The following is a 15073-nucleotide window of genomic DNA, read 5'->3' as shown; positions in this document are numbered from 1 at the left end:
TATGAGGCATAAATTAATTGATTTGGCAAAAGTAATACGTACTAAAAATAGTGGTCCCTTCATTCTTACCATAGACATTATTTTTAAAGATTCTTATGTGTATAAGAGATTAAAAGAAATAGATTATTTTTCTAAAGTTTGGTGGGCTCAGGTTTATGGGATAAATTTAGATGATGTTATTTCTGTAATTTATTTTGATCCTGTAAGTGCTGTTAAGGCTAATATAAAAAGGAGGGTTCCATCGGGAAGTCCTGGGGATACTGATGTTTATGGAGCCCAACAACATGCTCCTCTTCTTGAGGTGGAGATAGATGTTTAGAGTCATTAATCAGGAGGAAATTTATAAGAAGTTGGTAGATTTGATAGAAAAAGTAAATTTTTCTTTACCTGAGGACGTAGAAAAAGCTTTGCTAGAATCAAGAAAAAAAGAAGAAGATAAAAATGCTCAAATTGTTCTTGATATTCTTATAGAAAACGCAAAAATTGCTAAAGAAAAAAAGATTCCTGTATGTCAAGATTGTGGAATGGTGGTGGCTTTTGTAGAGATTGGTAGAAATTTATGTATTAATGGGAATATAGAGAATGCTATAAATGATGCAGTAAGAACAGTTTATGTAAATGATTTTCTCAGAAAGTCTGTAGTTAGGGATCCTTTAAGGAGAATTAATACAGAGGACAATACTCCTGCAGTTATTCACTATGATGTGGTTGATGGAGATAAGTTGAGAATAAATATACTGATAAAGGGCTTTGGAAGTGAAAATGCGAGTGTGGTAAAAAATTTACTTCCTACTGTATCAAGAGAGGAGTTAATTAATGAGATTATAGAGCATATAAAACTTTTCGGGCCTAACGCATGTCCTCCATTAATTGTGGGTATAGGTATAGGAGGTACTTTAGAGAAGGCTGCAATTTTATCTAAGAAAGCATTATTGAGGCCTATAGGTAAACATAATGATGATCCTTTTTGGGCATCTTTGGAAGATGAACTTTTGGAGAAGATAAATAATCTCAATATAGGCCCTGGAGGGCTTGGGGGAAAAACTACAGCTTTAGCGGTAAATATAGAGAGTTATCCTGTTCATATTGCAGGATTTACTCTTGCAATAAATCTCCAATGCTGTGCGGTAAGGCATGGGTGGGTTGAGATATGAAAAGGATCTATATTCCTGATGATATTGAAAAATTGGAGAGGTTTGAGGTAGGGGAATGGATACTTTTAAATGGGGTGTTGTATTCTGCAAGAGACCAAGCTTGTAAAAAATTAGTAGATATGATAGATAAAGGAGTTGAACTACCTTTTAATTTAAAGGATATTATTATCTATCATATGGGACCTTCTCCTGCACCACCCGGTAGAGTGGTAGGTTCTGCAGGACCTACTACAAGCAAAAGGATGGATCCTTTTGTGGCAGAGCTCATGAGGAATGGAGTAAAGGGATTTATTGGAAAGGGAATGCGAGGTAAAGAAGTAATTGAAGCAATAAAAAAATATAAAGGTTTTTATCTCGTAACAGTAGGAGGAGCGGGAGCGTATCTTGGAGATAGAATTAAGAATATGGAAATTTTGGCTTTTCCTGAACTTGGTCCTGAAGCCATTTATTATTTAGAGGTTTTTGATTTTCCTGCCATGATGGCTATTGACTCTAAAGGAAACTCCTTCTGGAAGATATAATGATACATCCAAAAGTTCTATTAAGGGAGGCCATTTATTATGCTCCACGAGGGGAAGCAAGACTTCAGCTTCTTGGATCTATTATTGCTCAAAATTTCCTATCTCACGAAGATAAACTCATAGGACTAATAGGGGATTCTGGTTCAGGGAAATCCTTATTAATAAGAGGGATGTTTCCAGGACTTAATCTAACTAACGATGATGAAGGAGTATATAGAAGGCCCTTACCTCTTATTGAAGATTATGAGAGAGGAAGATTTTACGAATATATATACCATCTTGATGTAAGATTTGAGCTAGCTTTTTATCCTATATATCTTATAGCAGAAGCTATTTTAAAAGCTTTAGAAGAAGATAGAAAAATTGTTTGTGAACATTTTGAGCTGATCTACTCTTATATTAAGAGGAATGCAGACCTACTCATAGGGGTAGGTGAAGAAGTTATTGTAGCAAGACCTAATATTTTTGGGCCTTTGCCAGAAGAAATTGTAGCCATTGTTTTTCCCTCTCTAAGTTATAGATTGCAGGCTCATACAGCTGAGGATCTGACAGGAATGATTTTGGAGGATCATGGTTATTTACGATATATTGAAGGACACAGTGATGTGAAACATGGATTTGTTATAAGATTGAAAGAGAAACTTCAAGTAGATATTTCAGATTTAGAAAGAGAGGTTAAAAATTATATTGAAAAGGGTGTAGAAGTATCTTATTTAGATAGACAACACATAAAGATAGGTGAGCGTATTATACCCTGTACAGGACCAAGACTTCATGTGAAAAATACGAGAGATATAAAAGAGTTCTATTTATATCCCGATTTCATTTTTGACAAAGAAGAAGAGGATTATTTGCTTGTTGGATTTGTCGATAAGTTGGAATATGATAAAATAGTTAATAAACTTAAAGAAAGAGGAAGATAGATATGGTAAGGATTGATAAAAGATCAAATACGGATTTAAGACCTGTGAAAATAACAAGAAAATATTTAAAGTATCCCTTGGGGTCGGTTTTAATTGAGATGGGAGAAACAAAAGTTATATGCACTGTTTCCATGGAAGAAAAAGTTCCCCCTTTTCTTAAGGGTACAAATCAGGGATGGTTGACTGCTGAATATGGGATGCTTCCAGGTTCTACTCCAGAAAGAAAGGTGAGAGACGTAGTAAAAGGTGCGATAAATGGGAGATCTCAAGAAATTCAAAGGCTTATAGGGAGATCTCTAAGGGCAGTAGTTGATTTTAGCAAGCTTGGGGAAAGAACTATCTGGATTGATGCAGATGTTATTCAGGCAGATGGTGGTACAAGGACCGCTGCTATAACTGGGGCTTTTGTGGCTCTTTATGATGCTTTAGAAAAGTTGAAGAGGGAGGGAATCATAAAAGAGATACCTATAAGAGAATTTGTTGCTGCTGTAAGTGTGGGAATCGTAGATGGAGAAATTCTTCTTGATCTCTCTGCTAATGAGGACATGAGGGCCGAAGTGGATATGAATGTGGTTATGACAGAAAGTGGTAAATTTGTGGAAATTCAAGGAACTGCTGAGAAAACTCCTTTTACCCATGAACAGTTGCAACATATGCTTAACCTTGCTAAGCAGGGTATTATGAGATTAATTGAAATTCAAAAGAAAACTCTTGGGTTACTTTAGATGGATAAGTTTATTATATTGGCGACAAAAAACGAAGGTAAAATAAGAGAAATATTGGATATTCTCTCAGAGTATAGAAGTTGGATAAAAACTTTGAAAGATTTAAATCTTGACATAGAACTTCCTGAAGAGTTAGGTGAAAGTTATGAAGAAAATGCTTTTATCAAAGCAAGGTATATTGCTGAACTTACAGGTTATCCTGTTATTGCAGAAGATTCGGGTCTTGAAATTGATGCTTTAAAAGGAGAATTAGGCATTCATTCTGCAAGGTTTGGAGGAAGTGTGGGATATAAGGAAAAGATAAGATTGGTTTTGGAGAAGATGAAAGATATTCCATGGGAAGATAGAAAAGCAAGATTTGTATGTAAGGCAGTGTTTTATGATGAAAAAGAAGACATAAAAATTATTACAGGTGGGAAAGTTGAGGGGTATATTGCTTATGAGCCGAGAGGAGAAAGGGGTTTTGGTTATGATCCTATTTTTTATTTTCCCCCATTGGGTAAGACCTTTGGGGAAATAAACGAGTTTGAGAAAAACAAATATAGCCATAGATTTATGGCTTTTAATAAGTTAAAATTATTTTTAGAATGTTTTTATAAAGGGGGTAAGCTATGAAAGAGATAATTTCGACCTCAAAAGCTCCTTCTGCTATTGGTCCTTACTCTCAAGGAATAAAGGTAGGGAATATGGTATTTATCTCGGGACAAATTCCAATTGATCCAGATACGGGAAATGTGGTAGAGGGAGGAATAAAGGAACAAACCAAAAGAGTTTTAGAGAATGTAAAAGCTATATTAGAATCCATAGGTGGAAGTTTAAATAATGTAGTAAAGACTACAGTATTTATGGTAGATTTGGAAGAGTTTTCTGAGATGAATGAGGTATATAAAGAATATTTTCCTAACAATCCTCCTGCAAGATCAACTATACAGGTTTCTGCTCTTCCCAAAAATGTAAAAATTGAAATTGAAGCAATAGCGGTCTTTTAAATTTTTATTTAAGAGGAGAAAGATGTATGATTCCTCTGCGAGATGATATACCGTCTCGAAGGTGTCCTATAGTTAATATGACTCTTATCTTCTTGAATATTTTTGTTTTTTTATGGGAGATGTTATTACCTCAAAGGGTCTTAGAAAGTATAATATTTAAATATGGGGTAGTCCCATATAGGTTTTTCAGTTTAAATTTACTTCCTCATGGGATTTTAACCCTTTTTACTTCTATGTTTTTACACGGTGGATGGTCTCACATCATTGGTAACATGCTTTATTTGTATATATTTGGTGACAATGTAGAGGATGCTATGGGGCATTTTAGATATCTTGTTTTTTATCTTCTTTCTGGAATTCTTGCTGGGTTGACTCAAATCTTCTTTAATACTAACCCTTATATGCCTGCTATAGGAGCGAGCGGAGCGATTGCAGGTGTTTTAGGAGCATATATGAGATACTTTCCCTTAGCGAAGGTTCTAACTATGACTTTTTTTGTATTTTTTATAGATTTTATTTATATCCCTGCTTTTTTATATATAGGTCTTTGGTTTATAATGCAAATTTCATCAGGGATATTCTCTCTTTTAATTAATATTAGTGGTGGAATAGCTTGGTGGGCACATATTGGGGGGTTTGTTTTTGGTTTCATCTTAGCAAAGCATTTTAGGAGAAGAAGATATTGGGTTTATTACTACTAAGGGAGGTGACTTTTTATGAACTTTTGGGATATTTTTTGGATCATATTTATTTTGAGTAGTATTTCTCCCATAGTAAGGCAGAGAGTTATAGAAGCAGAGAGATTTAGATTAATTCAGACCCTGGAGAGAAAGAGAGGTTCTAGGGTTATTACTCTTATTCATAGGCAAGAAACTATGAATCTTTTTGGTATCCCAATAGCAAGGTATATTAACATTGAAGATTCAGAAGAGATTTTGAGAGCTATAAGACTTACTCCTGAGGATATGCCTATTGATTTAATTCTCCATACTCCTGGTGGTTTAGTATTAGCAGCTGAGCAGATAGCTCATGCATTAAAAAATCACAAAGGAAAGGTTACAGTCTTTGTACCTCATTATGCTATGTCAGGAGGAACTTTTATAGCTCTTGCTGCAGACGAAATTATAATGGATGAGAATGCAGTACTTGGTCCTGTAGATCCTCAACTTGGAGAATATCCTGCTGCTTCTATCTTAAATGCTATTAATAGAAAGGGGGCAGATAAAGTCGAAGATAAAACCCTTATTCTGGGAGATGTGGCAGAAAAAGCAATTAGACAGGTAAAAGAATCAGTTTTTGAGCTTTTAAAAGATAAAATGCCTGAAGAGAAAGCAAAGGAGATTGCAGAAATTCTTTCCACAGGTACCTGGACTCATGATTATCCTATAACGGTCGAAGAGGCACAGAAATTAGGTCTTCCTGTAAAAGTTGGATTACCAAAAGAAATTTATGCTCTCATGAATTTATATCCTCAATCTCCTGGTTCAAGACCTTCTGTACAGTACATACCTGTGCCTTATCAGCCTTATAAAGGTGGTGCAAATAATAAAAAATCATAAGTCTGTAATTTAATTTATAACTATTATTAATTACTATTGACACTTATTAAAGCTAAGTGTTAATATTTAATTGAAAATTTTAGCAATTTAGTAGGGAGAGTGCTAAATTTGTTAGATGAAAGAAAAAAAACAATATTAAAAATAACTGTAAAAGATTACATTGAATCTGCCCATCCAGTAAGCTCAAGGGTACTTGCTAAAAAGTACCTTTTAGGATGGAGTCCTGCTACTATACGTAATGAAATGGCAGATCTTGAGGAAGAGGGTTATCTCATACAACCCCATACATCGGCGGGAAGAATCCCCTCTGATAGAGGATATAGATTCTATGTAGATTTTTTGTTGGATGGATATGAGCTTTACGAGGAAGATATAAAGGTTGCAAATAGTATTATTTTTTCTGTTCTTGATTGGGAGAGCCTTTTGAAGAAGGTAGCAGAGTTGATGTCCGAAAGAACCACTTTTATTGGGGTTGTTTTATACCCCCAATTGAGAAATACCACTCTTAAGAAAATAGAGTTTGTGGATTTGAGGGAGGAAACTGTAGTTATTATTGTCACTACCGCGACAGGGATAGTAAAGGAGAAAATTATAAGGTTATCGAGGTCTATTACAGAAGAAGAATTACAAAGAATAAGAGTGAAATTAAATAAAGAGTTTGGAAATAAAGAGCTTCAAAAGGTATATTGGAATTTAAGTAAAGAAGAAAAGAGGATTAATATTCCTTCTGAGATTATAGAGACCTTGAAGGACATATTGAAAGAATTGATTTATACGGGAAAGGAAGAGGGAGTATTTGTCTCTGGTCTTTCTAAAATACTGAAACATTTGGAATTTCAGGATATTAATAAAGTGAAGACATTGGTTGATGTCTTAGAAGAAGAAAAAACTTTGTCTTCTTTACTTTTTACCGCTTTTCTTAATAAAGGACTTACTATACTTATTGGTCAGGAGATAAATATTCCAGAACTTAGTGATTGTAGTGTTATCACTACAGTTTATTCCTTAGGGGATAATATTACGGGATCTATTGGTATGATAGGTCCCAAAAGGATGAAATACGAAAGAATCCTTGCCTTCGTAGAATTAATAGGAAAGACATTATCCGAGAGACTTACACAAATTTTGGGTGAGTATTAATAATCATGTCTCCAATGTTTTTTGCCACCACTTTTAAGGAACCTGATTTACTTTATATTGAGGATAAAGAGGATATTTTCCATATGGTTAATGTTTTAAGAATAAGAGAGGGAGAAAAAATTGATGTAAATTATAATTCAAAGATTTTTAGAGCTTATGTTGAGAAAATTGAAGAAGATAGGGTAATATGTAAGATTATTGAGAAAATTGGGAATAAGGAGGCTAATGTTGAAGTTTATTTATGTCAAAGTTTGCCTAAAAAGGAGTCCTGGGAGATCATTTTAGAAAAATGTACCGAAATTGGTGTCGTAGGATTTATTCCTTTACAAACTCAAAGGAGTATTGTAAACTTATCAAGAGACGAATTGAATAAAAAATATCAAAGATGGAATAAAGTTATCAAAGAAGCTGTAAAACAGTGTGGAAGGAATAAATTACCGTTATTATATAAAGTTCAAACCTTAGAGGAAAGTTTAAATTTGGCTAAAAAGGAGAATGCTGATATATTGATTGCCTGGGAAGGGGCGGAGTTGAGTTTAAAAAATATTATAAGAAATAATATTAGAGATAAAATTTTTCTTTTTATAGGACCTGAAGGAAGTTTTACTGATGAAGAGATTAACCTTATGAAGAAGTATAATGGTATTTTTTTTAATATGGGTCCAAGAATATTAAAGGTTGAGACAGCTGCAATTGTGGCTTCTGCTCTCCTTCTCTATGAGAAAGGAGGCTTAGGTTTATTTTAATATCTTGAGAAAAGTTGCTTTTTATACCTTTGGGTGTAAGGTAAATCAATATGAAACTGAAAACTTAAAAATATTAGCAAGAAATGCTGGTTTTGAGATTGTTCCTTTTGGAAAAGAGGCAGATTTAATATTTATAAACAGTTGTGCTGTAACGCATGTTGCTGAGAGAAAAGCAAGGAGACTAATTAATCTTATCAAAAATCGCTTTCCTAATGCTAAAATTGCTCTTGCAGGTTGTTATGCGGAAAGGCTTAACTTGTCCTCGGAAAAGCTTGTTTTAGATTTTGTTCTAGATAATAAGCAAAAGTGGGAGTTTTTTGGGGGAAGTGAAGACTCAGCTTTTGTAACCTCCGAAGATCGAGCAAGAGCAATATTGAAGATTCAAGATGGATGTAATAATTTTTGTACCTATTGTATAGTCCCCTACTTAAGAGGTAGAGAAAGAAGTAAACCTTTTGACAAGGTAATGGAGGAAGCCCAAAAACTTGTTGAAAATGGTTTTAAGGAAATAGTTTTGACAGGGATAAGATTAGGAGCTTATGGAAGAGATTTGGGAGACAAAGATGCCTTGTCCAAACTCCTTTTAAAACTTTTTGAGATGGATGGTTTAGTTAAAATAAGACTAAGCTCTATAGAACCCATGGATATAACAGAGGGGTTGATAAAACTTGCGGATCATCCTAAGTTATGTAAACATTGGCATATACCTCTTCAAAGTGGTGATGATGAGATTCTTAAGAAGATGAACAGAAGGTATGATACTAAATATTTTGAGCAGATAGTCTATAAATTAAGAGAAAAGGTGCCCGATGTGGCCATAACTACTGATATAATAGTGGGTTATCCTGAAGAGAGTGAGGAAAATTTTAATAACACTTATCTTTTTGCAGAGAGAATGGGGTTTATGAGGATACATGTTTTCCCATATTCACCAAGACCTTTTACTCCGGCTTATAAATTAAAGCCTTTACCTTATGAAGTGATTACAAAAAGGAAGGAAAAATTGATAAAATTAAGTAATGACTTATGGGAGAGATATGTAAGTAAATTCATAGAGAAAGAATTAGAAGTTATGGTTGAAGAAAGAAAGGAAAATCTATATAGAGGTACAACTGATAACTATATAAAAGTAGAGTTTGAAAGTAATTTATTATTAAAGGAGGGTGAATATATAAAGGTAAGACTATTGAAGGTAGATAATAAAGAAGAAAAAGTATGGGGCGAAGTTTTGGAGAGTAAAGTAAAAGTTACATTATAAGAAAGGAGGGAAGATTGTGACTGAAGTAAGAGTAGGAAAAGATGAAAGTCTTGATAGTGCATTGAAGAGATTTAAGAAAAAATTGCAGGAAGATGGTGTTCTTGCAGATATTCGTAGGCATGAATATTATGAGAAACCTAGCGAAAAAAGGAATAGAAAAAAGGCTCAATCTAAGAAAAAGAAGTAAATAGGTTTTATGGAAAGGTCACTATTAAGGACAGAGATAATAATTCCAAAGGATGTGGAAAGTTATAGAGAAGAAATATTGAATAACATTGAGAAAATAGAAGAAATAGATAATGTAAAAATTAAAGTGGAAGATAATAAATTAGTGATCTATGGAGAGCCAGAGTCTGTTAAAAGAGTGGAAGCTTTTTTATTAGATCAAATTTCTATTTCCAAGAAAAGTGGGACCCTTCTAGTCCATAAGGTACTTGTTTTTGATAAAAAAATAGTTAGGATTTTGACCCCAGGGCAGAAAAATTATGTGGAAGAAATCGAGAAAAACTATATAGTATTAGCAAAAGGTCCCGCAGGTACAGGGAAAAGTTTTCTTGCTATAGCAGTGGGTTTGAATATGTTGAAAAATAATTTGGTGCAAAAGATGATTTTAACGAGACCAGTGGTGGAGGCAGGAGAAAAATTAGGTTTTCTCCCTGGGGATATTCAACAAAAGGTAGATCCTTATATAAGACCTCTATATGATTTTTTGGAGGAGCTATTAGGTTCAGAGAAACTTAATAAGTACATAGAAAAGGGTATGATAGAAGTTGCCCCTCTTGCTTATATGAGGGGAAGGACTTTTAAATATTCTTTTATTCTTTTGGACGAAGCCCAAAATACCACTCCTATGCAGATGAAGATGTTCCTTACTCGTTTTGGAGAAGGAAGTAAGATGGTTGTGACTGGAGACGTAACTCAAACAGATCTTGATGTGGGAAGAACTTCTGGATTAACTCATGCGTGGGAGATATTAAGAGGAATAAAGGGTATAGGATTTGTAGAGCTTACAGAAAAAGATGTGGTACGCCACGATATAGTGAAGGAGATTATAAAAGCCTACGAAAGATGGGAGATAAATAAATGAGTGTTAATATCTTTGATCTATATGGATGTTTTGACAAAAAAGAAGAAGATAGAGTTAAAAACTTTGTAAAAGAAGTTTTTAAGAAGGAAGGTTTTCTTCCGAATAAATATGATATCTCGGTGGTTTTAGTAGATGATGAAAAAATAAGAGAGCTAAATAGCAAATATAGAGGGAAAGATACACCTACCGACGTTCTTTCTTTTTCTCTTGGAAAGGATCCTAAGGGAAGAATAGTAGGAGAGATCTATATATCTATAGATACTGCTAAAATTCAGGCAAAGGAAAATAATAAGACTCTTATAGATGAAGTTGCTTTTTTGACTTTGCATGGGCTTTTACATATACTTGGTTATGATCATGAGAATGATGAAGAATATGAGAAAATGGAAAAGGAAACAAAAAAGCTAATATCTTTGTGGAGATAATGAGGAATAGGAATCTTATTGAAAGTATTACAAAGGCTGTGGAAGGCTTAGAATTTGGCTTGAAATATGAAAGAAATATAAAAATTCAAGCATTTATAGCTTTACTAGTTGTATTATTTTCCTTAATTCTAAACTTTGATCTAACGGATAAGTTGTTAATATTTATGTGGTGTGGTGTGGTAATAAGTGCTGAGTTTTTTAATTCCGCTATTGAGAGGGCTATGGATGTGCTTTCCGAAGAATATTCGCCTAAAATAAAGATAGTCAAAGATCTTTCTGCTTCAGCAGTTTTTATACTGGCATTAATAGCTTTAGTTTCAGGATTATTAATCTTTTTTAAATACCTGTCGAGATTAATTTAAAGGGGTGTGAAGTTAAACTGGAATATTTATCGCTTTTAATTCTATTAATTATTTCGGGTTTTTTATCAGCTCTTGAGACATCTCTTCTTTCTCTTCCTAAGATTAGACTTCATCATTTGGCTGAGAATGGAGACAAAAGGGCAATAAAAATTGTTAGACTTATGGAAAATAGTCAAAGAGTGCTTAGCACAATTCTTATTGCCAATAATTTTGTGAATGTTTTAATCTCGGCAATAGCCACCAAAATAGCTCTTGCTACATTTAAGAATTTTGGTGTTGCTGTTGCTACGGGCGTGAGTACCTTTTTTATTGTGGTATTTGGAGAGGTGATTCCTAAGAGTTTTGGCTTGAAGTTAAAAGAAAAATATGCATTAGCAGTGATTAATGTTTTTTATCCCTTTTACATAATATTTATACCAATTACAAAATTGATTTTAGGATTTAGTAATATTTTTTACAAGTTTGTAGGTAAGACTCAAGAAAATATCTCTCCTTTTGCTACTGTAGATGAGTTTTTAACCCTTGTGAATGTAGGAGAAAAAGAGGGTATTATTGAGAAAGAAGAAAAAGAACTCATAAATAATGTCTTAGAATTTACTGATACTGAAGTTCATGAAATTATGGTTCCAAGAATAGATATGGTTTGTGTTAGTGTAGACAGTCCTTTAAAGGAAGTTTGGAGAAAAATTATAGAAGAGGGACATTCAAGAATTCCAGTATATGAGGGTAGTATTGATAATATAGTGGGTATAGTACATGCAAAGGATGTGTTAAAAGCTCTTGCAGAGAAGGATCCTAATATAAAAGTAAGAGACATTTTACGGGATGTTATATATGTGCCTGAGAATATGAAGATAAATGAGCTTTTTAATGAGATGAGAAAGAAGAAGGCTCATTTAGCTATAGTTGTAGATGAATATGGAGGTACAGCAGGACTTGTAACCCTTGAAGATGTATTAGAAGAACTTGTAGGAGAAATTGAAGATGAATATGATAAAGAGGAAAATAAGTTTAATTTTATAGACGAAAATACGTTAGTGGTGGATGCAAAGATAAATATTTATGAGTTAAATGATATTCTTGAGGAGGCATGGGGTATGACTCTGCCTAAGACGGAGTATGATACTTTAGGTGGTCTTATATTAGACTTATTAAACAGGGTGCCTTCTCGAGGGGAACAAATTGATCTTGGAAATTTAATTATAGTAATAGATAGCGTTAGAAGGCAAAGAATAGAAAAGGTGAAAATAATAAGAAAAATTAAAAAAGAAGGAGAAGAGGAAAAAGATGAGTGATACAAAGTTCATATTTGTTACAGGTGGAGTTATATCTTCTCTTGGAAAAGGTTTAACTACAGCTTCCTTAGGGAGGATATTAAAAAGTAAAGGTTTTAATGTTACAGCTTTGAAATTTGATCCTTATATAAATGTGGATGCTGGAACTATGAACCCTTATCAACATGGAGAAGTGTTTGTAACAGAAGACGGGGCTGAGACTGATCTTGATTTAGGGCATTATGAAAGGTTTTTAGATGTTAATCTTTCTGCTATAAACAATGTAACCACTGGCAAGATCTATTCTTCAGTGATTAGGAAAGAAAGAGAAGGTAAATACCTGGGGTCAACAGTACAGATCATTCCTCATATAACTGAAGAGATAAAAAACAGTATCAAATTAGTAGCAAAAGAAACGGGAGCAGATATAGTTCTTGTTGAAATTGGAGGAACAGTAGGCGATATTGAAGGATTACCTTTCTTAGAAGCTGCAAGACAGTTTAGAAAAGATGTGGGTAAAGATAATGTTATATATCTTCATGTAACTCTTGTGCCTTCACTTTTTCCTACAGGAGAGTTAAAAACGAAACCCACCCAGCATAGTGTAAAGGAGCTTAGAAGTATAGGTATTCAGCCTGATATAATCCTTTGTAGAGCAAAGACAAAACTTCCAAAGAGTATAAGAGAAAAAATTGCTTTGTTTACTGATGTGGAGCCAGAGGCAGTAATTACAGGTGTAGATGTGGAAGATCTATATGCAATTCCTCTTTACTTTGAGGAAGAGGGATTAGGGGATTTGGTTTGTAAACTCTTAGGTCTGGAAAATAGAAAAAGTAATCTTGAAGATTGGAAAGCAATGGTTAATAAAGAACTTTTAGGTGAAGTAAACATTACAATCTTGGGTAAATACGTTACTTTGCCTGATGCTTATATAAGTGTAGTACAGGCTTTAAAACATGCTACAAGATTTTATGGAGTAAAGTTGAATATTAGATGGGTAGAAAGTGATAAGGTTAATTCTGAAAATGTAGATGATGTACTTAAAGGTACTGAGGGATTATTAGTTCCTGGCGGATTCGGAGCTCGAGGAATAGAAGGAATGATAGAAGGTATTAGATGGGCTCGAAAGAACAAAATTCCCTTCTTAGGATTATGCTTAGGACTTCAATGTGCTGTAATTGAATTTGCAAGAAGTATTGGGTTAAAGTATGCTAACAGCAGTGAATTTGATGAAAATACACCAGATCCTGTAATTGATTTGATGCCTAACCAGAAGAATATCAATGAAAAGGGTGGAACTATGAGACTTGGTGCATATCCATGTGTACTTGATAAGTCCTCTTTAGCTTATAAATATTATCAAAAGGAAATTATATATGAAAGGCATAGACATAGATATGAGGTAAACAATAAGTATAGGGAATTATTTGAGAGGCATGGATTAAAGATTGTAGGAAAATCTCCTGATGGAGAATTAGTTGAGATAATTGAGATTCCTGATCATCCATTTTTCATAGCTACTCAATTTCATCCAGAATATAAATCAAGACCTTTAAATCCCCATCCTTTGTTTAAAGGATTTATAGAGAATGTAATAAAGGAGAAAGAGAAAAAAAATGGATAACAAAAAGCTATATGAATTGGCATTAAAAGCCTTAGAAAATTCTTATTCCCCTTATTCTAATTTTCCTGTGGGAGTTGCCCTACTTACTAAAAATGGTAAGGTATATCTTGGAACTAATATTGAAAACGCATCTTATGGATTGACTATTTGTGCTGAAAGGGTAGCAATATTTAAGGCAGTAAGTGAAGGAGAAAGAGAGTTCTCAAAAATAGTTATAGTAGGTAAGGATGGAAGTGGGGTTCCTCCTTGTGGTGCATGTAGACAGGTTATGTTTGAATTCTCACCAGATATGGAAATATTGCTTTATGATAAAGAAAAGGGCAAATTTATGACTTATAGAGTAAAGGATATATTACCTTTAGGATTTGATTTGGAGGCTAACAAATGATGGGAAAGACAAAGCTTGCATACATAAGTATAGTGGGTAAACCTAATGCTGGAAAGTCTACTTTAATCAATCTTTTAGTGGGGGAAAAGGTCTCTATCGTGGCTGATAAACCTCAAACTACAAGACAGCGTATTCTTGGAGTTCTCACTTTAGAGGATGCCCAATTTATTTTTCTTGATACTCCTGGTTGGTTTCCTCCTAAACACTTATTGGGAGAGTATATGCAAAAGACTATTAAAAAAACCATTGAAGACTCAGATATTGTACTATATGTTATAGACTCTTCGGTAGAGTTAGACGATGATAATAGAACTTTACTCAAATTTGTTAAAGATCAAGGTAAACCTTATTTGGTGTTGTTAAATAAGATAGATATGGTTTCATCCAAATCTATAGAGGAAAGGAAAAAAGAGGTTATTGCCTTAGGGGTATCAGAAGAAAAGATTATTGAAATTTCAGCTCTTTATGGCACGAATAAAGAATTACTTATAGAAAAACTTAAAGAAATAGCCCCCGAAGGTGAATTTTTGTACCCTCCTGATATGTTGACAGACCAAACGGATAAATTCTTTATTGCTGAAATAATAAGAGAGAAAATTATCCACTTAACTTATCAAGAGGTTCCTCATTCTGTGGCTGTTTATGTAGATGACATTGAGGAAAAAAAAGATGGTAATCTACTGTACATTAGAGCAACTATTATTGTAGAAAGACCAACACAAAAAGCAATTATTATTGGAAAAGATGGTCAAATGCTTAAAAAAATAGGTACTTTAGCAAGGATGGAGATTGAGTCTTATTATCAAAAGCAAGTTTATCTTGATCTTTGGGTAAAGGTTAGGGAAAAATGGAGAAAGAAACCAGAAATATTAAGAGAATTAGGATACGAGTGAGGTGA

Annotated in this window: 20 protein-coding genes; all 20 read left to right on the top strand. The window is 33.7% G+C overall.

Features of this window, described 5'->3' with window-relative positions; translation table 11 throughout:
• The first annotated feature begins 1 nt into the window (after nt 1).
• The 20 genes from DTUR_RS06945 (at nt 2) to era (ending at nt 15068) form a co-directional block, all read left to right on the top strand.
• Nucleotides 2-319 (top strand): DUF4387 domain-containing protein, encoded by a 318-nt coding sequence (locus DTUR_RS06945; RefSeq protein ID WP_012583697.1) that lies wholly within the window; start codon nt 2-4, stop codon nt 317-319.
• Nucleotides 312-1154 carry a fumarate hydratase gene (locus DTUR_RS06940; protein ID WP_012583696.1) on the top strand — a complete coding sequence of 281 codons (843 nt, stop codon included), beginning with the start codon at nt 312-314 and terminating at the stop codon, nt 1152-1154. The genes DTUR_RS06945 and DTUR_RS06940 overlap by 8 nt, the downstream gene beginning before the upstream one ends.
• A complete protein-coding gene (locus DTUR_RS06935; RefSeq protein WP_012583695.1) occupies nt 1151-1675 on the top strand; it encodes a FumA C-terminus/TtdB family hydratase beta subunit in 525 nt (174 codons plus the stop codon). The genes DTUR_RS06940 and DTUR_RS06935 overlap by 4 nt, the downstream gene beginning before the upstream one ends.
• Entirely contained in the window at nt 1675-2598 is a 924-nt protein-coding gene (locus DTUR_RS06930) for a hypothetical protein (RefSeq protein ID WP_012583694.1), read from the top strand. Before DTUR_RS06935 ends, DTUR_RS06930 begins: the two co-directional genes overlap by 1 nt.
• 2 nt (nt 2599-2600) lie before the next feature.
• Nucleotides 2601-3323, top strand: a complete 723-nt coding sequence (gene rph, locus DTUR_RS06925) for a ribonuclease PH (protein ID WP_012583693.1) — start codon at nt 2601-2603, stop codon at nt 3321-3323.
• Nucleotides 3324-3938, top strand: a complete 615-nt coding sequence (gene rdgB, locus DTUR_RS06920) for an RdgB/HAM1 family non-canonical purine NTP pyrophosphatase (protein WP_012583692.1) — start codon at nt 3324-3326, stop codon at nt 3936-3938.
• Nucleotides 3935-4312 carry a RidA family protein gene (locus DTUR_RS06915; protein WP_012583691.1) on the top strand — a complete coding sequence of 126 codons (378 nt, stop codon included), beginning with the start codon at nt 3935-3937 and terminating at the stop codon, nt 4310-4312. Before rdgB ends, DTUR_RS06915 begins: the two co-directional genes overlap by 4 nt.
• Before the next feature lie 26 nt (nt 4313-4338).
• On the top strand, nt 4339-5013 hold the full coding sequence (locus tag DTUR_RS06910) for a rhomboid family intramembrane serine protease (protein ID WP_012583690.1): 675 nt from the start codon (nt 4339-4341) through the stop codon (nt 5011-5013).
• A gap of 15 nt (nt 5014-5028) precedes the next feature.
• Entirely contained in the window at nt 5029-5871 is an 843-nt protein-coding gene (locus DTUR_RS06905; RefSeq protein ID WP_012583689.1) for an SDH family Clp fold serine proteinase, read from the top strand.
• A 108-nt stretch (nt 5872-5979) separates the two neighbouring features.
• Nucleotides 5980-7011, top strand: a complete 1032-nt coding sequence (hrcA, locus tag DTUR_RS06900) for a heat-inducible transcriptional repressor HrcA (protein ID WP_012583688.1) — start codon at nt 5980-5982, stop codon at nt 7009-7011.
• Nucleotides 7012-7016: 5 nt separating this feature from the next.
• Nucleotides 7017-7757, top strand: a complete 741-nt coding sequence (locus tag DTUR_RS06895; protein ID WP_012583687.1) for an RsmE family RNA methyltransferase — start codon at nt 7017-7019, stop codon at nt 7755-7757.
• A 4-nt stretch (nt 7758-7761) separates the two neighbouring features.
• Complete coding sequence (gene mtaB, locus DTUR_RS06890; protein WP_012583686.1) at nt 7762-9015, top strand: tRNA (N(6)-L-threonylcarbamoyladenosine(37)-C(2))-methylthiotransferase MtaB; 1254 nt, start codon at nt 7762-7764, stop codon at nt 9013-9015.
• 16 nt (nt 9016-9031) lie between these two features.
• Nucleotides 9032-9202 carry a 30S ribosomal protein S21 gene (gene rpsU, locus DTUR_RS06885; RefSeq protein ID WP_012547397.1) on the top strand — a complete coding sequence of 57 codons (171 nt, stop codon included), beginning with the start codon at nt 9032-9034 and terminating at the stop codon, nt 9200-9202.
• A gap of 9 nt (nt 9203-9211) precedes the next feature.
• Complete coding sequence (locus DTUR_RS06880; RefSeq protein ID WP_012583685.1) at nt 9212-10102, top strand: PhoH family protein; 891 nt, start codon at nt 9212-9214, stop codon at nt 10100-10102.
• Entirely contained in the window at nt 10099-10527 is a 429-nt protein-coding gene (gene ybeY / locus DTUR_RS06875; RefSeq protein ID WP_012583684.1) for an rRNA maturation RNase YbeY, read from the top strand. Before DTUR_RS06880 ends, ybeY begins: the two co-directional genes overlap by 4 nt.
• Complete coding sequence (locus DTUR_RS06870; protein ID WP_012583683.1) at nt 10527-10889, top strand: diacylglycerol kinase; 363 nt, start codon at nt 10527-10529, stop codon at nt 10887-10889. The genes ybeY and DTUR_RS06870 overlap by 1 nt, the downstream gene beginning before the upstream one ends.
• Entirely contained in the window at nt 10868-12184 is a 1317-nt protein-coding gene (locus DTUR_RS06865; protein ID WP_341271213.1) for a hemolysin family protein, read from the top strand. The genes DTUR_RS06870 and DTUR_RS06865 overlap by 22 nt, the downstream gene beginning before the upstream one ends.
• Complete coding sequence (locus tag DTUR_RS06860; RefSeq protein WP_012583681.1) at nt 12177-13787, top strand: CTP synthase; 1611 nt, start codon at nt 12177-12179, stop codon at nt 13785-13787. The genes DTUR_RS06865 and DTUR_RS06860 overlap by 8 nt, the downstream gene beginning before the upstream one ends.
• Nucleotides 13780-14175: a cytidine deaminase gene (cdd, locus tag DTUR_RS06855; protein WP_012583680.1), complete on the top strand. Its 396-nt coding sequence runs from the start codon at nt 13780-13782 to the stop codon at nt 14173-14175. The genes DTUR_RS06860 and cdd overlap by 8 nt, the downstream gene beginning before the upstream one ends.
• Nucleotides 14172-15068, top strand: a complete 897-nt coding sequence (gene era / locus DTUR_RS06850; protein WP_012583679.1) for a GTPase Era — start codon at nt 14172-14174, stop codon at nt 15066-15068. Before cdd ends, era begins: the two co-directional genes overlap by 4 nt.
• The last annotated feature ends 5 nt before the right edge of the window (nt 15069-15073 follow it).

Origin of the sequence: Dictyoglomus turgidum DSM 6724, from assembly GCF_000021645.1 — a bacterium.
In the GTDB taxonomy this organism is placed as follows: domain Bacteria; phylum Dictyoglomota; class Dictyoglomia; order Dictyoglomales; family Dictyoglomaceae; genus Dictyoglomus; species Dictyoglomus turgidum.
The sequence above is the reverse complement of the archived record's forward strand: the minus strand, read 5'-3'. Positions and strand labels throughout refer to the sequence as shown.